The organism is Pseudomonas sp. F-14 TE3482 (assembly GCF_053629455.1).
On record NZ_JBRJII010000001.1, the window covers coordinates 1257026 to 1273262 of the forward strand.

Annotated in this window: 19 protein-coding genes; 6 read left to right on the plus strand and 13 right to left on the minus strand. The window is 59.1% G+C overall.

Annotated features, from left to right (window positions below; translation table 11 throughout):
- Positions 1-69: 69 nt before the first annotated feature.
- The 8 genes from AB7M26_RS05515 to AB7M26_RS05550 form a co-directional block, all read right to left on the minus strand.
- Complete coding sequence (locus AB7M26_RS05515) at positions 70-972, minus strand: His/Gly/Thr/Pro-type tRNA ligase C-terminal domain-containing protein (RefSeq protein ID WP_123495655.1); 903 nt, start codon at positions 970-972, stop codon at positions 70-72.
- 33 nt (positions 973-1005) lie between these two features.
- Positions 1006-2343 (minus strand): dihydroorotase, encoded by a 1338-nt coding sequence (locus tag AB7M26_RS05520; protein ID WP_123495657.1) that lies wholly within the window; start codon positions 2341-2343, stop codon positions 1006-1008.
- 2 nt (positions 2344-2345) lie between these two features.
- Complete coding sequence (locus AB7M26_RS05525) at positions 2346-2906, minus strand: gamma carbonic anhydrase family protein (protein WP_123495660.1); 561 nt, start codon at positions 2904-2906, stop codon at positions 2346-2348.
- The gene (locus AB7M26_RS05530) at positions 2903-3778 is read right to left on the minus strand and encodes a metal ABC transporter substrate-binding protein (protein ID WP_123495662.1); all 876 of its coding nucleotides are present in this window, start codon (positions 3776-3778) and stop codon (positions 2903-2905) included. The genes AB7M26_RS05525 and AB7M26_RS05530 overlap by 4 nt, the downstream gene beginning before the upstream one ends.
- A gap of 11 nt (positions 3779-3789) precedes the next feature.
- On the minus strand, positions 3790-4656 hold the full coding sequence (locus tag AB7M26_RS05535; RefSeq protein ID WP_123495664.1) for a metal ABC transporter permease: 867 nt from the start codon (positions 4654-4656) through the stop codon (positions 3790-3792).
- On the minus strand, positions 4656-5324 hold the full coding sequence (locus AB7M26_RS05540; protein ID WP_123495667.1) for a metal ABC transporter ATP-binding protein: 669 nt from the start codon (positions 5322-5324) through the stop codon (positions 4656-4658). Before AB7M26_RS05540 ends, AB7M26_RS05535 begins: the two co-directional genes overlap by 1 nt.
- Positions 5321-6217 carry a GTP cyclohydrolase FolE2 gene (folE2, locus tag AB7M26_RS05545; RefSeq protein WP_429388256.1) on the minus strand — a complete coding sequence of 299 codons (897 nt, stop codon included), beginning with the start codon at positions 6215-6217 and terminating at the stop codon, positions 5321-5323. Before folE2 ends, AB7M26_RS05540 begins: the two co-directional genes overlap by 4 nt.
- Before the next feature lie 149 nt (positions 6218-6366).
- Positions 6367-6744 (minus strand): glutamine synthetase, encoded by a 378-nt coding sequence (locus AB7M26_RS05550; RefSeq protein WP_123495670.1) that lies wholly within the window; start codon positions 6742-6744, stop codon positions 6367-6369.
- 126 nt (positions 6745-6870) lie between these two features.
- On the opposite strand from AB7M26_RS05550, the gene dksA reads away from it, so the two are divergent.
- Genes dksA through AB7M26_RS05565 form a run of 3 tightly spaced genes read left to right on the plus strand, consistent with a single transcriptional unit; the run spans position 6871 to position 9162 of the window.
- The gene (dksA, locus tag AB7M26_RS05555; RefSeq protein WP_123495672.1) at positions 6871-7275 is read left to right on the plus strand and encodes an RNA polymerase-binding protein DksA; all 405 of its coding nucleotides are present in this window, start codon (positions 6871-6873) and stop codon (positions 7273-7275) included.
- A gap of 28 nt (positions 7276-7303) precedes the next feature.
- The gene (gene zigA, locus AB7M26_RS05560) at positions 7304-8512 is read left to right on the plus strand and encodes a zinc metallochaperone GTPase ZigA (RefSeq protein ID WP_123495674.1); all 1209 of its coding nucleotides are present in this window, start codon (positions 7304-7306) and stop codon (positions 8510-8512) included.
- Entirely contained in the window at positions 8512-9162 is a 651-nt protein-coding gene (locus tag AB7M26_RS05565; protein ID WP_123495676.1) for a DUF1826 domain-containing protein, read from the plus strand. Before zigA ends, AB7M26_RS05565 begins: the two co-directional genes overlap by 1 nt.
- Before the next feature lie 4 nt (positions 9163-9166).
- Here the strand turns inward: AB7M26_RS05565 and AB7M26_RS05570 are convergent, their stop codons facing one another.
- On the minus strand, positions 9167-9523 hold the full coding sequence (locus AB7M26_RS05570; protein WP_123495678.1) for an NADH:ubiquinone oxidoreductase: 357 nt from the start codon (positions 9521-9523) through the stop codon (positions 9167-9169).
- 27 nt (positions 9524-9550) lie between these two features.
- Here AB7M26_RS05570 and AB7M26_RS05575 point away from each other — a divergent pair, with 27 nt between their 5' ends.
- Positions 9551-10513 (plus strand): CobW family GTP-binding protein, encoded by a 963-nt coding sequence (locus tag AB7M26_RS05575; protein ID WP_123495680.1) that lies wholly within the window; start codon positions 9551-9553, stop codon positions 10511-10513.
- A gap of 127 nt (positions 10514-10640) precedes the next feature.
- On the opposite strand, the gene AB7M26_RS05580 is transcribed toward AB7M26_RS05575, so the two are convergent.
- Entirely contained in the window at positions 10641-11054 is a 414-nt protein-coding gene (locus AB7M26_RS05580) for a DUF3301 domain-containing protein (RefSeq protein ID WP_095052328.1), read from the minus strand.
- A 120-nt stretch (positions 11055-11174) separates the two neighbouring features.
- On the opposite strand from AB7M26_RS05580, the gene pdxY reads away from it, so the two are divergent.
- Positions 11175-12047 (plus strand): pyridoxal kinase PdxY, encoded by an 873-nt coding sequence (gene pdxY / locus AB7M26_RS05585; protein ID WP_123495682.1) that lies wholly within the window; start codon positions 11175-11177, stop codon positions 12045-12047.
- Between the two features lie 147 nt (positions 12048-12194).
- On the opposite strand, the gene AB7M26_RS05590 is transcribed toward pdxY, so the two are convergent.
- Entirely contained in the window at positions 12195-12677 is a 483-nt protein-coding gene (locus tag AB7M26_RS05590; protein WP_007896533.1) for an acyl-CoA thioesterase, read from the minus strand.
- Positions 12678-12873: 196 nt separating this feature from the next.
- On the opposite strand from AB7M26_RS05590, the gene AB7M26_RS05595 reads away from it, so the two are divergent.
- The gene (locus AB7M26_RS05595; RefSeq protein ID WP_123495684.1) at positions 12874-14637 is read left to right on the plus strand and encodes a cation:proton antiporter; all 1764 of its coding nucleotides are present in this window, start codon (positions 12874-12876) and stop codon (positions 14635-14637) included.
- 18 nt (positions 14638-14655) lie between these two features.
- Here the strand turns inward: AB7M26_RS05595 and AB7M26_RS05600 are convergent, their stop codons facing one another.
- Entirely contained in the window at positions 14656-15063 is a 408-nt protein-coding gene (locus AB7M26_RS05600; RefSeq protein ID WP_123495686.1) for an SMI1/KNR4 family protein, read from the minus strand.
- A 136-nt stretch (positions 15064-15199) separates the two neighbouring features.
- Positions 15200-16075, minus strand: coding sequence for a Tim44 domain-containing protein (locus AB7M26_RS05605; RefSeq protein ID WP_123495688.1), 876 nt, complete (start codon positions 16073-16075; stop codon positions 15200-15202).
- Positions 16076-16237 lie beyond the last annotated feature (162 nt).

Here is a 16237-nt window from a genome sequence, read left to right on the forward strand (position 1 = left end):
GGGCAAGCCCGCTCCCACAAGGTCATACGCGATCCCTGTGGGAGCGGGCTTGCCCGCGATGACGTCCGTTTAGTCACCTTGAATCTTGGGCGGATTCAACAATTCACACACCGCCTCAATCCCTTTCTCCCCGAAATCCTCTCCACTGCCGCTGCGCAGGCTGACAAACCCGCCTTCCTTTTCCTTCTCTCCCACTACCAGCAGATACGGCACTTTCTGGCTGTGCTGGCGAATCTTGTGGCTGATTTTCTCGTTACGCAGGTCCGAGTTAGCGCGCAATCCGCGGCGGCGCAGTGTCTCGGTCACCGAGTGTGCATAAGCGCTCTGACGTTCATCGATGTTCACGACCATCACCTGCGACGGGGCTCGCCAGGTGTCCAGTTCCTGTTGGCTGGACCAGCATGTACCGTAGATCCGTTGCTCAGAGGTGCCGCCAATATGATCCAGCGCAAAGGCCTGCAACACTTTGGTGGTGGGAACATGCGGACCTGCAGCAAAACTTTCAAAATCTCCCAAGCGATACAGCGATAACCGTTCGGTTGGTGTCGCCCGGGTAGCTGTTTCCCGTCGGATCGAATGGTTGGTCGCCGCTAATGCATGCATGCGCGCTTCAATCAGGGGCAGCTCGGCCAAGGTTAAAGAGCGCCGGAAAGCAAACTCATAAAAGAAACCGTCACCCAGCGACGATCCGGCCCGCAATTGCGCGTGCGGATGGAGCTGTTTGACGGCCATGGCCAGCATCAGCGCACAGGAACGGCGAAGGATCTCCAGGCCATCGGGCTCCTGAGGCGTGACGATACTCACCCGGGCATCGCCCTTGATCAGGAATCCACAATCCACCAACACGCCGTCGACCCGACCGGCCACCGCCGCGTTGGCCAACCCGAGACTGATACTCGCAGCGACTTCATACACAGTCAGCGGCTGATCGTACTCACGCAATGAACCATCGGGCAGGGTGATGTGGATCATGATCGTGTTCTCGAATGTTTTCGATAACGCGCGCTAGCGCATAAACCGTAGGGCTAAACCCTGGCAGCTGTCATTAAGACGTTGGTCGTGCCAGGCAATTTGCCCCGACACGACCGTAGTGGTGACGCTGTGGCGAAAACAATGGTGGGTGAAGGGCGTCCAGCCACATTGCGAAAGGATCGGCTGCCGGGAAACCGCAACGCCATCGGGCTCGGGTTTGATCAATACCAGGTCGGCCCAGTAGCCTTCGCGCAGGTAGCCGCGGTCGGGGATGGCAAACAAATCGGCGACCCGATGACTGGTCTTGGCCACGAGGGTGGTAATTGGCAAAACTTCATCGGCCACCAGTTCCAGCAGCGCGGGCAGGGCGTGTTGCACCAATGGCAAACCGGACGGCGCCTGGCTGTAGGGTCGCTGTTTTTCGGCCCAGGTATGAGGCGCGTGATCGCTGCCGATCACGTCCAGTCGATTGCTCAACAATGCTTTGCGCAAGGCATCGCGGTCGGCCTGAGTCTTGATCGCCGGGTTGCACTTGATCAGGTTGCCAAGGCTTGGGTAGTCGCGATCATCGAACAGCAAGTGATGCAGACAGACTTCGGCGGTAATGCGCTTCTGTGCCAGCGGCTGGTCTTCGAACAGCGCCAGCTCACGGGCAGTGCTCAAGTGTAAAACGTGAAGTCGGGTGCTGTGTCGCCTGGCCAGATCAACGGCCATTGAGGAGGAGCGAAAGCACGCTTCGGCGTTGCGGATCAGCGGGTGAGCGGCGGGCGGAAGGTGCTCGCCGAACAGCTCCCGCAGGTTCGCGGCATTGGTTTCGATGCTGGGTGTGTGTTCGCAGTGGGCCAACAAAATGGTCGGCACTTCGGCGAAGAGCCGCTCGAGAATCCGTGGATCGTCCACCAGCATGTTGCCGGTGGAGGCGCCCATGAACACTTTGACTCCGGCCACCTCACAAGGATTGAGCGCGGCGACGGTATCGAGATTGTCGTTGCTCACGCCGAAATGAAAACCGTAATTGGCCACTGAGCTGGTCGCCGCTCGACGCTTCTTGTCGGCCAGCGCGGCGAGGGTCAGGGTGGCCGGGGAGGTGTTGGGCATGTCCATGAAGCTGGTAATGCCGCCGGCAACTGCCGCCCTGGATTCGGTATGGAAGCTGCCCTTGTCCGGCGCTCCGGGGTCGCGGAAATGTACTTGGTCATCGATCATGCCCGGCAGTAGCCATTGGCCGTTGGCGTCGATTTCCACGGCGGCCGTTTCACCTTCGATACTGCTGGCGATCTTGACGATGCGGCCGTGGCTTACCAGCAAATCACCGTCGAATTCACGACCTTCATTGACCAGCCGGGCGTTGCGAATCAGCACACTGCTCATGGTCAGAACTCGTTCTGCAGGGCTTTGTAGCCCCGCACCAAATCAACGTTGGTGCGCGCCACATCCTCGGAAAACTCCGAGGCACTGATGCTCACCGGTGGGAACTGCGACAGGTCAGTGTTGGGGCCGATGCGCGTGGTGGAGGGCACGTAGAAGTCTTCAGGCAAGTCACGACCATCGACCACCGAGTTGTGCCGCACCACGCAACCGTCGCCCACCGCGCAGTTGAACAGCACGCTGTTGAACCCGATGAACACGCGATTACCAACGGTGCAGGGGCCATGCACGATGGAGCGGTGGGCGATGGAGCTGAACTCGCCAATGGTCACCGCCGCCCCCGACTTGGAGTGAATCACCACGCCGTCCTGGATGTTCGAATTGGCGCCGATGGTGATTGGCTCCATCTCGCCCGAATCATCCACTTCATCGGCGCGAATCACCGCGTAGGGGCCGACGAAGACGTTCTCGCCGATCACCACTTTGCCGCAGATGATGGCGGTTTTATCCACGTACGCGGACTCCGCAATCAGCGGCAGATCGCCGGAAGGATTCTTGCGGATCATGGCTTGCTCAACGCCTCGTACAAGGTGTTGAGGTTGTATTCGAACAACCCGGCGAATGTGCTGGCCGGACCGGTCGCCGCGAGGGCATCGGAGTACAGCGTGCCGCCGATATGTGCGCCGCTTTCATCGGCGATTTGCTTGAGCAGGCGTGCGTCCTTGATGTTTTCCATGAACACCGCTTTGACTTTGGCCTGACGGATCCGCGTGATCAGCGCAGCGACTTCGGCGGCCGACGGTTCACGTTCGGTAGACAGTCCTTGAGGTGCCATGAAGTCGATGCCGTAAGCCTGACCGAGATAGCCGAAGGCGTCATGGGAGGTCACGATTTTGCGATTACCCGACGGCAGCGAACCGAGCTTGGCTTTGGCCTCGGCGAGCAAGGCATAGATCTTTTTCAGGTAGGCCTGGCTGTTGTGTTCGTAGTCGGTTTTGTTGGCAGGGTCGGCGGCGATCAGCGCTTTGGTGATGTTGCTGATGTACAGCTCGCTGTTTGCCAGGTTGTGCCAGGCGTGTGGATCGGAAATGGTTTCGCCATCTTCATTCAGCGAGCGTGGAATGACACCGTGGCTGGCGCTGATGACCGCAGCTTTGGTCTCGGTGCTGGTCACCAGACGGTCCAGCCACGGCTCGAAACCTAGCCCGTTCTTGATGATCAGTCTGGCCTTGAGCAATGCCTTGGCATCGTCCGGGGTCGGCTCATAGGTGTGGGCATCGGCGTCCGGCCCGACCATATTGGTGATCTGGATATGGTCGCCGCCGACCTGATGGGTCATGTCGGCGAGGATGCTAAAGCTGGTGACTACCTGGAGTTTTTCCGCGGCAGACAGCGACATCGACAGCATCAGACTGAACAGCACGAGTAAAGCGCGCATCGGGTAACACCTCATTGGGATGTGAGCAAAGGCGGGCGGCGCAGCAAACCGTGCACCGGACCGAACACCACGGACAGCAGATACAAACCGCCAGCCACCAGCACGATCGCCGGGCCGCTGGGTAGCGAGTAGTAGAACGACAGCAACAAGCCGAACCAGACCGATAGGCAACCGAGCAGCGCGGCGATGGCGATCAGTACCGGCAAGCGACGACTCCAGAAGCGAGAAGCCGCGGCCGGCAACATCATCAAACCGACCACCATCAAGGCACCGATAGCCTGGAAGCCGATCACCAGATTCAGCACCACCAGGGTCAGAAATACCCCGTGAGCCAGTGGCCCGAGGCGGCTGACGGTTTGCAGAAAGAGTGGGTCGAGGGTGTCCAGCAACAGGGGTTTGTAGATGAGGGCCATGGCGATCAGGCTAAAGCCCGAGACCCAAATCATGCCGGTCAACGTCGGCCCGTCGACCGCGAGCGCCGAGCCAAACAACAGGTGCAACAGGTCCAGCCGCTTACCGGCGATACCGAGGATCAGCACGCCGCTGGCCAGCGATATCGGGTAGATCGCGGCCAGGCTCGCGTCTTCCCGCAGGCCGGTGCGGCGGGTGATCCAGGCCGCCAGTCCGGCCATGCTCAGGCCAGCGCCGAGGCCACCGATGGTCAACGCGGGCAAACTCAAACCGGCGAACCAGAAGCCCAATGCGGCGCCCGGCAAGATGCCGTGAGCCACCGCGTCGCCGATCAGGCTCATGCGCCGCAGGATCAAAAACACCCCAAGCGGTGCTGTACTGCACGCCAGAACGAGACCACCAAGCAACGCCCGGCGCATGAATACGAATTCGTGGAACGGTTGCCAAAGCTGAGCGACAGCGATCATCAAGCCACCTGCGTTTGGGGTTGTTGGCGAATCAGATCGGTACTGAGGCCGAGGACGCAGCCGCTGCTTTTGATCAATAGGGCTTGGGGGATTTGTTGGCGTACGGCGGCCAGGTCATGACACACCACCACCAGCGTTCGACCTTCGGCATGCCAGGCGTGGATGTGTTTCCAGAGCAGCGCCTGGCCGAGTTCGTCGAGCGCGGCGTGGGGTTCGTCGAGCAACAACAAGGGGGCTTCGGCGAGACTCAACCGGGCGAGCAGGGTACGCTGCAATTCGCCCCCGGAGAGGGCCATCAATGGTCGATGTTCCAGGCCGGTCAGGCACCAGTCTTCCAGCGCAGACTTGAGGCGTTGGCTGCGAATCTCCGGAGCTTGCTTGCTACCCCAGAAACCTGCGGCCACCAACTCTTGCAGGCTGATGGGGAACTGCCGATCCAGATGTTGTTGCTGAGGCAGGAACGAAAGGCCGCCTTTGCGTGGAACATCAATGATGACTTTTCCAGCCAGAGGCTTTTGCAGACCGGCGATGACTTTCAGCAGGCTGGTTTTACCCGAACCGTTGGCACCGATGACAGCGGTCAGACTTCCTTTGGGTAACTGGAAATCCACCGATGGAGTGAGCGGTTGACCGGGAGCGCCCCAGCGCAAGGCTTGGCATTGGATCATGCGGCCTCCCAATTCCAGCGACTTTCGGCGACAGCGTCGTGGGCGTGAAGACTTTCGGCGTGAACGACTCGCACATGAAAGGCGTTGATGCCCGGGGAGCGTTTCAGGGCCAGGTTCAAGCGTCGGGCAGCGTCTTCGCAGAACATCAGGTTCTGGCCGTTGGCGAGGGCGAAAGCTTGTTCGTCGGCGCGTTTCACGGCGGTTTGCACAGCGGTGCCGAGGGCTGCTTCCGCATCGTTGATCGCGGCGATCAGCGGCAGGTCATCCAGATAGTCATCCAGACGAAGCTGCAATTGCGCATTGCTGCGTTGGCTATGCGGCGTGGCGACGATGCCTTTCGTGGAACCGAGCCAAGTCAGAACGTCAGCGTGTTGCAGCGACTTGTTGGCAAAGTCATCAACGAATTGTTGCTGAATCAACTGCCGCGAAAGGGCTGCTGAGCACGGACAGGTTGAGGAATAAGGCACATCGATTTTTAGTTCCACGTGGAACATCGCGCTTTTCAAACTGGCTTCGATGCTCACCGGATAAGTTTTCCAACCGGCCAGTGGACTGACGAGCGCAGGTCTTTTGAGCAATAGTTCGGTGTGAATTTTTAGGTAAGCGTTGTGGGAAAGCCCTTCATGGGTTTCGAGAAAATTCTGCAAGACTCGCCGCAATAACGCGGGCGAAAGGCTTTCCTGCTCAAGCATTTCCAACGCCAGATACAGCCGCGACATATGGATGCCACGCGCCTCTCCATCGTCGAGGCTAACGCCAGCGTCGGCCTTTGCGCTCAGTCGTTGGCCATCGAGTAAAACAGGAAGAGCAATGCCGCACATGCCCACCCAATCGAGTGGCAGGGCTTGGCGTGAGGCCTGCGCGGCGATATCCGGCAGAGTCAGCGCATTCATGAGCAGGTCCATCGTGGGAGTTGATTTGGCATGTTATATTATAACAATAAAATCGACGATGCCTTTTTCGTCAGCAGGCTTTCACCCTGCACAGACGTCAGTTGCTCATGCGGACGCGGCGCCGCGTCTCACTCGGACAGTATCGGGGCCTAGCAGCCGGTCATCCGGCTACACGTGAACTTGCCGCTGCTGCCACCGGAGCTGGAAAACCGATTGATGGTTGTCCATCCAACTCGTCGGTTGTAGCCGACCCAGGCTTCGCCATCGGACGCGATGCCTGTGAAGAATGTCAGTTGCCCGTAGCGGCTGTTGGTTTGCGCCCATTGGCGGTTGCCGGCTACTTCGAAGCCGCGCAGATAGATCGTGCTACCGACGGTGTTAACGCTGTAGGCATTGCCGTCGGCATCCACGCAAGCCAGCAGATTAGCGCTACGGGTGCAATTGGCCAGGCTCGGGATTTGTCCCCAGGCATCGGCCGCGATCAGCAGCGAAAGGCTCAACAGCGAGAATTTCAGCGCGTTTCCCATGGCATTTCTCAAGGGGGCGGACGGGCTAAAGCATCGTGCCCTTTGTCGTGAGGAACAAGAGGGGAGTGGCTTATTTGTGTTGTTATGCTATAACATAAAATACACCCGCTCTGATGATCCATCTCCATGACTGAACAAGAACTCCTCGCTCAACCCGCCGCCGATTACATGAACGACGCCCAGCAAGGCTTCTTTCGCGAGCTGTTGCTGGCTCAGCGCAGCGAGCTGCAGGAGCGCATTGCCGGCGAGTTCGACGCGTTACGCGATCAGGAACCCCACAGCGATCCCGCCGATATCGGCAGTGCCGAAGAACAACGCCAGTGGCAGCTGCGCCTGCTGGAGCGGGAAAAGAAGCTCCTGGACAAGATCGACGAAGCCCTCGAACACGTGGCTCGCGGTGAGTACGGCTGGTGTCGCGAAACCGGTGAAGCGATTGGCCTCAAGCGCCTGCTGCTGCGGCCCACCGCCACTCTGTGCATTGAAGCCAAAGAACGTGAAGAGCTGCGCGAACGCCATCAACGGGCGATTTGACCGGCCACATCCTGATGAGGAATACCTGATGCCCAATCGTCTCCCCGTGACCGTCCTGTCGGGCTTTCTCGGCGCCGGAAAAAGTACACTTCTTAATTACGTACTACGTAATCGCGAAAATTTGCGTGTCGCGGTGATCGTCAATGACATGAGTGAGATCAACATTGATGGCAGCGAAGTTCAGCGCGATGTCAGCCTGAACCGCGCCGAAGAAAAACTTGTGGAAATGAGTAACGGCTGCATCTGCTGCACCTTGAGGGAAGATTTGCTCGAAGAAGTCAGCAAACTCGCCAAGGAGGGTCGTTTCGATTATCTGTTGATCGAGTCCACGGGCATTTCCGAGCCTCTGCCCGTAGCGGAAACCTTCACGTTTCGCGATGAAGAAGGGCAGAGCCTGGCGGACATCGCGCGGCTCGACACCATGGTCACTGTGGTCGACGGCATGAACTTCCTGCTCGACTATCAGGCCGCCGAAAGCCTCGCTTCCCGTGGCGAAACCTTGGGCGAGGAGGACGAACGCTCGATCACTGACCTGTTGATCGAGCAGATCGAATTCGCCGACGTGATCCTGATCAGCAAGATCGACTTGATCAGCAGTAGCGAGCGCCAGGAGTTGATCGCGATCCTCGAACGGCTAAATTCCCAGGCCGAAATCATTCCGATGGTCATGGGCGAAGTGCCGCTCAAGAAAATCCTCAACACCGGGCGCTTCGACTTCGAAAAGGCTGCTCAGGCGCCGGGATGGTTGCAGGAATTGCGCGGTGAACACGTGCCGGAAACCGAGGAGTACGGTATCGCCTCCACGGCCTATCGGGCGCGGCGACCGTTTCATCCGCAACGCTTCTTCAGCTTCATCGACCGTCCATGGGTGAACGGCAAATTGCTGCGTTCCAAAGGCTTTTTCTGGCTGGCCAGCAAACACAGGGATGCTGGCAGCTGGTCCCAGGCCGGCGGCTTGATGCGGCACGGTTTTGCCGGGCGCTGGTGGCGTTTCGTGCCGAAAAACCAGTGGCCGCAAGACGAAGAAAGCACCGCCGGGATCATGGAAAACTGGACGGCGGCCACCGGTGATTGCCGCCAGGAACTGGTGTTCATCGGCCAGAACATCGACTTCGCGCAACTTGCCGCCGAACTCGATAACTGCCTGCTGACGGACGATGAAATGGCCTTGGGTGTCGAGGGTTGGCAGTTACTGCCCGATCCGTTCGGTCCTTGGCACGAAGAGGCGGCCGCCTGATGTTGGCGCCCAGTCTTAAGCTGCGACCGGTCATTCGTCAGGTTCAAGGTGATACGCCAAAAGCGCTGACCGGAATTCTGGACGACGGCGTAAACCTGGCCCTCTGGCAACGCCAACTCCCGGCGCACATTACCGATTTCGGTCGCTTGTTGTTGTCCCTGAATGAGCCGCTGGCCGAGTCGTTGTCCCTGGAAATGCCCGGCGAGGACGCCGAACCCAATCTCCACGGTTTAGCCTCAGGCTTCAGCGATCTGGAAGGCTACGAAGGCTTTATTGCCGATGTTTCCTGGCTGGTCAGCGCTTTCACCTGCCTGTTGGGCGCCCAGCGTATCGGCCTGCGCCTGCGGGTTCTGGACAAAGCCATGTGCCCGCGTTTCCACGTCGATCACGTGCCGGTGCGGTTGATCACCACCTACGCAGGTATCGGCAGCCAATGGCTGAAAGAAGGGGCGATGGATCGCCGGCAATTAGGCAAACCTGAGGCCGAACCGCAGGACGAGTCGCTGATCCAGCAAATTTCCAGTGGCGAAGTGGCGTTGCTTAAAGGGGAGAAGTGGCACGGCAACGAAGGCTTCGGTTTGATCCACCGCTCGCCGCAGCCGGCGTCGGGCGAGCGTCGTTTGATACTGACCCTTGACTGGCTGAGCTAGCCGCTCAAGGTTTGAGCCAGGTTCCCTGGCTCTGGGCTTCGCAAAACGGCTTCAAATACGCCGCATCGGTGGCCACGCCGTAATAGTGAATATCCTGCCGGTAAGGCATATTGGCGACTTGAGCGTTGCTGCACACCCCGAACGCGCCGGTAGGGCATTGATCGACGTACTGCACCTCGACTTTCTGCCCAGACAGGTTCGGCTGGCAGAATCCGTCGGCGAACAGTTTTTCCGGGATGTTGCGGTTTTGCTGGCAGACCTTCACGTCGAGCCGCTCAGCCGTGCTGTGCACCACGCAAGCCTGGGCCAGCGCTTCGCCCGATGTGAGCGCCAGCAGCAACGACCATCCCATCAACCGCATTCTTTACCTCCTCAGAAAACCTCGACCATGTTGCAGAACATTCCCACCCACGTCATTGCTGGCCCACTAGGTGCCGGCAAGACCAGCCTGATCAAGCACCTGTTGGCACAGCGGCCCGCGGGTGAGCGCTGGGCGGTGTTGATCAACGAGTTCGGCCAGATCGGTCTGGATGCCGCGCTGTTGACCCAGGATGCCGATGGTATCGCACTGGGGGAAGTGGCCGGGGGCTGTTTGTGTTGCGTCAATGGTGCACCGTTTCAGATCGGCCTCGGGCGGTTGCTGCGCAAGGCACGACCGGATCGACTGTTCATCGAACCCTCCGGGCTAGGGCATCCGGCGCAGTTACTCCGGCAATTGAGTGAGGTTCCGTGGCAAGGCGTCCTGGCGGTGCAGCCGTGCGTGCTGGTGCTGGATGCACAGGCGCTCGCGGCCGGAAAACCGCTGCCTGCGGCGCAACAGCAAGCCTTGGACAGTGCCGGGTTGCTGTTGCTGAACAAGGCAGAAAACCTCAACGACAGCGATCGCCAACGAATCGCCGCACAGTTGCCGATGCGTCCTTTGTACTGGACGCAGCAAGCCGTCTTGCCGTTGAGCGAATTACCGGGGCTCGGGGCTCAGGCTTTCACGGGTGTGGATAACTTTGTTGTGCCCAAGGGATTGGCGCAGATGCCGGCTATCTGGACTGACCCCAAGCTGCCGATTTGCTTGAGTCAGGTGCAGGAGGGTGGCTGGAGCGTTGGATGGCGGTGGCATCCGAGTCAGATTTTCGATGCCGTATTGATCGGGAGATGGCTTGAGCGCCTTGAATGGCGGCGGGCGAAGCTGGTTATCCACAGCACCGAGGGGTGGGTGTCGGCGAATGCGCTGGATAACTCGTTACTGGATTGGCAGGTCAGCGAATGGCGTCGGGATTCGCGTATTGAGTTGATTTTCAGTGAGCCGCAGGCTGTCCCAGAACTGCAGGAAGGTTTGGCGGGGTGCCGCACTTAGGCAAATTAGCGAGTTTTTGTGTCGTTTTTGAAGGCCTCATCGCGGGCAAGCCCGCTCCCACAGGTACAGTGTGAACCTTGTGGGAGCGGGCTTGCCCGCGATTGGTTTTAACTGACTGACATCCGACTCACGGACGCCACTTTGTGTGTTCTTGCCGCCACTGACTCAGTTCAATCACCTCGGCTCTGGGCTTCGCGATATCAACCACCGGCGGTGTGTCGTCGAACGGCATCGGGTAGGGCGCCAGCTCGATTTGTGCGCTATGGGCGCCGAATTGGGTGATGGTGCCGGTGTGGCGGGTTTCGCCGGTCACGGTGAATTCGAAGTTATACACACGGGCCAGGCGCCGACGGCCATTGGCGTCTTTAATGAAGGCGATCTTCTTCAAAGCTACGTTGCCGTCCAGCAGCTCGATCCGAAGCTTGGCGCAATGCTGCATGACCCGCTCCAGCGCACGTTCGCGCAAGCCGTGGTTGTGCCACAACCACGCGCCACCGGTGGCGAGCAGCATCAACACGAGGATATTTCCGAGGGTCAGCATCAACAGGGTGCTCCAACAAGATAGTGCCAGCTTAACTGTGTCGCCGGTCTGTCGTACAGGCTGCGTTTAGTCGCATACTGCGCGGCTCGAATTTCAATCGTTTGACGGAAAACTCACCGCATGAAACGTACGCCCCATGTGCTCGCCATCCAGTCCCACGTGGTGTTCGGCCACGCAGGCAACAGCGCCGCGGTTTTCCCGATGCAGCGGGTCGGGGTGAACGTGTGGCCGCTCAATACCGTGCAGTTCTCCAACCATACGCAATATGGCCAGTGGGCCGGGGAAGTGCTGGCTCCGCATCAGATTCCGGAATTGGTAGAAGGAATCGCTGCAATTGGTGAGCTGGGCAATTGCGATGCCGTGTTGTCCGGCTACCTCGGTAGCGCGGCCCAGGGCCGGGCGATTCTCGCGGGCGTGGAACGAATCAAATCGATCAATCCAAAAGCGGTATACCTCTGCGATCCGGTGATGGGCCATCCGGAGAAAGGCTGCACCGTTCCAGCCGAGGTCAGCGATTTTCTGCTGAAAGAGGCGGCAGCGGTGGCCGACTTCATGTGCCCGAACCAGTTGGAGCTGAATAGCTTCTCGGGGCGCAAGGCGCAGTCATTGTTCGATTGCCTGGCCATGGCGCGAGCGCTGCTGGCTCGCGGTCCGAAGGCGGTGCTGGTCAAGCATCTGGACTATCCCGGCAAATTGGCGGATGGCTTCGAGATGTTGCTGGTGACCGCTGAAGGCAGCTGGCACCTGCGTCGGCCGCTGCTGGCGTTTCCGCGTCAGCCGGTGGGCGTTGGCGATCTGACTGCCGGGTTGTTCCTGGCGCGCGTGCTGCAAGGTGACAATCTGCTGAGTGCCTTCGAATTCACTGCGGCGGCGGTGCATGAAGTGATGCTGGAAACCCAGGCCTGCGCCAGCTATGAGCTGGAACTGGTGCGGGCGCAGGACCGGATCGCCCATCCGCGGGTGCGGTTCGAGGCGACAGCGATCAGCCTCTGAGCTTCGCGTCGACCCCATTAGCGAGCAAGCCCACTCCCACACTGGTTCTCTGTCGTACACGAAATCTGTGTGCACTGAAGATCCATTGTGGGAGCGGGCTTGCTTGCGAAAACGATCTAGTGAGCACCGTCAAACTGACTGAACACCTCAGGCGTCGCCCTTGATGTCCTGATAACGCTTTTCCAGTTCCTGACGAATCTGCCGACGCTGCTGCGCCTGCATGTACCGACGCTTGTCTTCACTGTTCTGCGGTTGCAGCGGTGGGACTGCGGCCGGTTTGCGTTGGTCATCCACTGCGACCATGGTGAAGAAACAGCTATTGGTGTGACGCACCGAGCGCTCGCGGATGTTCTCGGTCACGACCTTGATGCCCACCTCCATCGAGGTGTTGCCGGTGTAGTTGACCGAGGCCAGAAAAGTCACCAGTTCACCGACGTGAATCGGCTCGCGGAAGATCACCTGATCCACCGACAGGGTCACCACATAGCGACCGGCATAGCGGCTGGCGCAGGCATAAGCCACTTCATCGAGGTATTTGAGCAGGGTCCCGCCGTGGACATTGCCAGAGAAGTTGGCCATGTCGGGGGTCATCAATACCGTCATCGACAGCTGGGCGTTTCCGGGTTCCATAACGTACTCACGGGTCAAGGCAGGATTTCTGGGTTGCACCTCTGTGGGTGCTTGGTTTTTCAAACCAACAGTTATCGGGACGCCGGGCGGGGGGCTGCCGTCACGCCCGAATCTATCTGTTTCCATATATTGCACCGTCTTCCCGTCGGAAGTCGCGATGTTACCCTTCAAAAGCCCACCCAAGGAGCCACATGCCATGCACGCCATCAGTTTCATTCAGGATCTGGCAGTGATCATGTTGATCGCGGGTGTGGTGACCGTGCTCTTTCATCGTCTCAAACAACCAGTGGTGCTCGGCTACATCGTCGCCGGCTTCATCATCGGCCCGCACACGCCGCCGTTCAGCCTGATCCACGATGAAGCCACCATCAAAACCCTCGCCGAGCTCGGAGTGATTTTCCTGATGTTCTGCCTGGGCCTGGAGTTCAGCCTGCGCAAGCTGTTCAAGGTTGGCGCCACGGCGTTCATCGCAGCGTTCCTGGAAATCGTCCTGATGATCTGGATCGGCTACGAAATCGGCCGCTGGTTCGACTGGAATACCATGGACTCGCTGTTCCTCGGCGCGATCCTGGCGATTTCCTCGACCACCATCATCGTCAAGGCGCTCAACGACCTGAAGATGAAGAAAGAACGTTTTGCCCAATTGATCTTCGGCGTGCTGATCGTCGAAGACATCCTCGGCATTGGCATCATCGCGTTGCTGTCGAGCATCGCGGTCAGTGGAACAGTCAGTTCCGGCGAAGTGTTTTCCACGGTCGGCAAGCTGTCACTGTTCATGATTGTCGCACTGGTTATTGGCATTCTGCTGGTACCGCGACTGCTGGCCTACGTGGCCAAATTCGAAAGCAACGAGATGCTGCTGATCACTGTGCTGGGCCTGTGTTTCGGCTTCTGCCTGCTGGTGGTCAAACTTGAATACAGCATGGTCCTCGGCGCGTTCCTGATTGGCGCGATCATGGCTGAATCGCGGCAACTGCTGAAGATCGAGCAATTGATCGAGCCGGTTCGCGACTTGTTCAGTGCCATTTTCTTCGTCGCCATCGGCCTGATGCTCGACCCGATGATCCTGCTGCAATACGCCTGGCCGATCGCGGTGATCACCGTAGCAGTGGTACTGGGCAAGATGCTGTCCTGCGGCCTCGGTGCTTTTATCGCTGGTAATGACGGACGCACCTCACTGCGCGTGGGGATGGGGCTCTCACAGATTGGCGAATTTTCTTTCATCATCGCGGCGTTGGGCATGACGCTGCAGGTCACCAGCAACTTTCTCTACCCGGTGGCGGTGGCTGTTTCGGTCATCACCACGCTGTTGACGCCGTATCTGATCCGCGCGGCCGATCCGCTCTCGATCAAGCTTGCTGCAGTGATGCCGCAGCGTCTGGGCCGTGTGCTCGGGATGTATGGCGAATGGCTGCGCAGCATTCAGCCTCAGGGCGAGGGTGCACTGTTGGCGTCGATGATCCGGCGGATTCTGTTGCAGGTAGGGGTTAATCTGGCGTTGGTGATTGCGATCTTTTTCTCGGGCGCGTTCTTCGCCGAGCGCATGTCCGTTTACCTGCAAGCCTGGATCAGCGACCCGAGCTGGCAGAAAGCGTTGATCTGGGGTGGGGCGTTGCTGTTGTCACTGCCGTTCCTGATCGCCGCCTATCGCAAGCTCAAGGCGCTGTCGATGCTGCTGGCAGAAATGGGTGTGAAGCCGGACATGGCCGGCCGCCACACACAGCGAGTGCGTCGGGTGATCGCTGAAGTGATTCCGATCCTCTCGCTGTTAGTGATTTTCCTGCTGCTGGCAGCCTTGTCGGCCAGTATTCTGCCGACCAACAAGTTGCTGGTGCTGATCGTCATAGTCGCGGCCGCGGTGGCGGCGCTGCTCTGGCGCTGGTTCATCCGTGTGCATACGCGAATGCAGGTGGCCTTGCTGGAAACGCTGGATAACCACAACGATTCGGCCGGGCATTGATTACAGCGGGCAGACGGCTCAGCTTTCCAGCCAGACGTCCCGCGCCCAGTGCCATACCGATTCCCAGGTTTCTTCGGCGAGCAACTCTTCTTCAGCCAGCCACAGCACCACGGTGCCGTCTTCTTCGACCAGGTAGTAATTGTCACCGTCCTGGCAGATCGGAATCATGCTGCGATCGACGCCAGCGTCCCAGGCGTTGGCGGCAACGTCCGGCAGGTAGGTGTGGGACTGCGGATCGGTGACAGTCACTGGCTCCAGGCTGCCGTAGATAACATCGCTGACGGTCAGCAAAAACTCTCTGAAGACGAACGGGATGTCGATGAACAGTTGCTCTTCGATTTCCACAATCTGATCTTCGTCAGGCAATTCCAAGGGGACCGGTACCGGTTCGTTGGCTTCACGCAGTTGTTCGATGATTTCTTCCACGTCCGGGATCCTCTTGCTTGATGGCGCGGTTTAGTTGGGGCGGTTTATACAGTAGCTCGCTATAGATGCAACCGCGAAATAGAAAACCCCGGCCGAGGCCGGGGTTTTATTACAACAGGTGAAACGCGGGAATTGATCAGCCGTTCTGGCGGATACCGGCCACCAGCCAAGGCTGGTTTTCGCCCTGTGGACGTTCCATGTTCCAGCTTTCGCTGAACACTTCGCCCTGATCAAAGCGCGAGGACTTCGATACACCGCTGAAGGTCAGGGTGGCGATAGTCTTGTCCGCACGGTCATCAACGCCATCCAGTTGTACCTGGAGGTTATCGATGTAGGTCGACTGGAAGCCGTCGCCCAGATCGGCACGTTCGCGCTTGAGGAACTCCAGCAGTTGCGGAGTCACGAACTCGGCGATCTTGTCCATTTCGTTGGCATCCCAATGCTGCTGCAGGGACTGGAAGTGGTTGCGGGCCGCTTCAATGAAGTTGTGTTCATTGAACCAGGCTGGCGCGTTGATCACCGGACGAGCGGCAGCAGGTGCTGCCGAACCGCCGAAGATCGAACCCATGGCTGTTGGTTTCTGTTCGAACACTTCACGCTGCATTGGCGCTCCGGCTGGAGCCATGTGCTCCTGCTGCTTGCGACGACGGGCGGCGATGAAACGGAAGACCAGGAAGGCGATGACCGCCATGATCAGGATGTCGAAGATCTGCATGCCCTGGAAGCCGTCGCCCATGAACATGGAGGCCAACAGGCCACCGGCGGCGATACCGGCCAGAGGGCCGAGCCAGCGCGAAGCACCGCTGGCCTTGGTGGCGGCGCCAGCAGCACCGGCCGCTCCCGCAGTGGCAGCAGCGCCGCCGGCAGGAGAAGAAGGAGCCATCTGGCTGGTCTGGTGAGTCGGCGCAGCGCCGGAGCTCTTGCCACCACCAAAGCGCTTGGCGGCATTGGCGTCGAGGCTCATCGTCAGGCCAATGCACAACGCCATGGCGATGCTAAGAAAACGTTTCATAAAGGGAATTCCCAATTTGTGGAAGGCACGCGCGCCATGTTGCACAGCTGAAGTGTTGCTGGCTAGCGGCAGAGTGTTTCGGGCTTTTGCTTGACAGGTTGTGTTCAGCTTCCGGTCACGCAATAAGACTTGTTAACTTTGGTCTGTAGGACGGGTAGATAA

Excerpts from the sequence above, each read along its gene's own strand:
- AB7M26_RS05515 (WP_123495655.1), bottom strand. The coding sequence starts at position 972 with ATGATCCACATCACCCTGCCCGATGGTTCATTGCGTGAGTACGATCAG.
- AB7M26_RS05520 (WP_123495657.1), bottom strand. The coding sequence starts at position 2,343 with ATGAGCAGTGTGCTGATTCGCAACGCCCGGCTGGTCAATGAAGGTCGT.
- AB7M26_RS05525 (WP_123495660.1), bottom strand. The coding sequence starts at position 2,906 with ATGATCCGCAAGAATCCTTCCGGCGATCTGCCGCTGATTGCGGAGTCC.
- AB7M26_RS05530 (WP_123495662.1), bottom strand. The coding sequence starts at position 3,778 with ATGCGCGCTTTACTCGTGCTGTTCAGTCTGATGCTGTCGATGTCGCTG.
- AB7M26_RS05535 (WP_123495664.1), bottom strand. The coding sequence starts at position 4,656 with ATGATCGCTGTCGCTCAGCTTTGGCAACCGTTCCACGAATTCGTATTC.
- AB7M26_RS05540 (WP_123495667.1), bottom strand. The coding sequence starts at position 5,324 with ATGATCCAATGCCAAGCCTTGCGCTGGGGCGCTCCCGGTCAACCGCTC.
- folE2 (WP_429388256.1), bottom strand. The coding sequence starts at position 6,217 with ATGAATGCGCTGACTCTGCCGGATATCGCCGCGCAGGCCTCACGCCAA.
- AB7M26_RS05550 (WP_123495670.1), bottom strand. The coding sequence starts at position 6,744 with ATGGGAAACGCGCTGAAATTCTCGCTGTTGAGCCTTTCGCTGCTGATC.
- dksA (WP_123495672.1), top strand. The coding sequence starts at position 6,871 with ATGACTGAACAAGAACTCCTCGCTCAACCCGCCGCCGATTACATGAAC.
- zigA (WP_123495674.1), top strand. The coding sequence starts at position 7,304 with ATGCCCAATCGTCTCCCCGTGACCGTCCTGTCGGGCTTTCTCGGCGCC.
- AB7M26_RS05565 (WP_123495676.1), top strand. The coding sequence starts at position 8,512 with ATGTTGGCGCCCAGTCTTAAGCTGCGACCGGTCATTCGTCAGGTTCAA.
- AB7M26_RS05570 (WP_123495678.1), bottom strand. The coding sequence starts at position 9,523 with ATGCGGTTGATGGGATGGTCGTTGCTGCTGGCGCTCACATCGGGCGAA.
- AB7M26_RS05575 (WP_123495680.1), top strand. The coding sequence starts at position 9,551 with ATGTTGCAGAACATTCCCACCCACGTCATTGCTGGCCCACTAGGTGCC.
- AB7M26_RS05580 (WP_095052328.1), bottom strand. The coding sequence starts at position 11,054 with ATGCTGACCCTCGGAAATATCCTCGTGTTGATGCTGCTCGCCACCGGT.
- pdxY (WP_123495682.1), top strand. The coding sequence starts at position 11,175 with ATGAAACGTACGCCCCATGTGCTCGCCATCCAGTCCCACGTGGTGTTC.
- AB7M26_RS05590 (WP_007896533.1), bottom strand. The coding sequence starts at position 12,677 with ATGGAACCCGGAAACGCCCAGCTGTCGATGACGGTATTGATGACCCCC.
- AB7M26_RS05595 (WP_123495684.1), top strand. The coding sequence starts at position 12,874 with ATGCACGCCATCAGTTTCATTCAGGATCTGGCAGTGATCATGTTGATC.
- AB7M26_RS05605 (WP_123495688.1), bottom strand. The coding sequence starts at position 16,075 with ATGAAACGTTTTCTTAGCATCGCCATGGCGTTGTGCATTGGCCTGACG.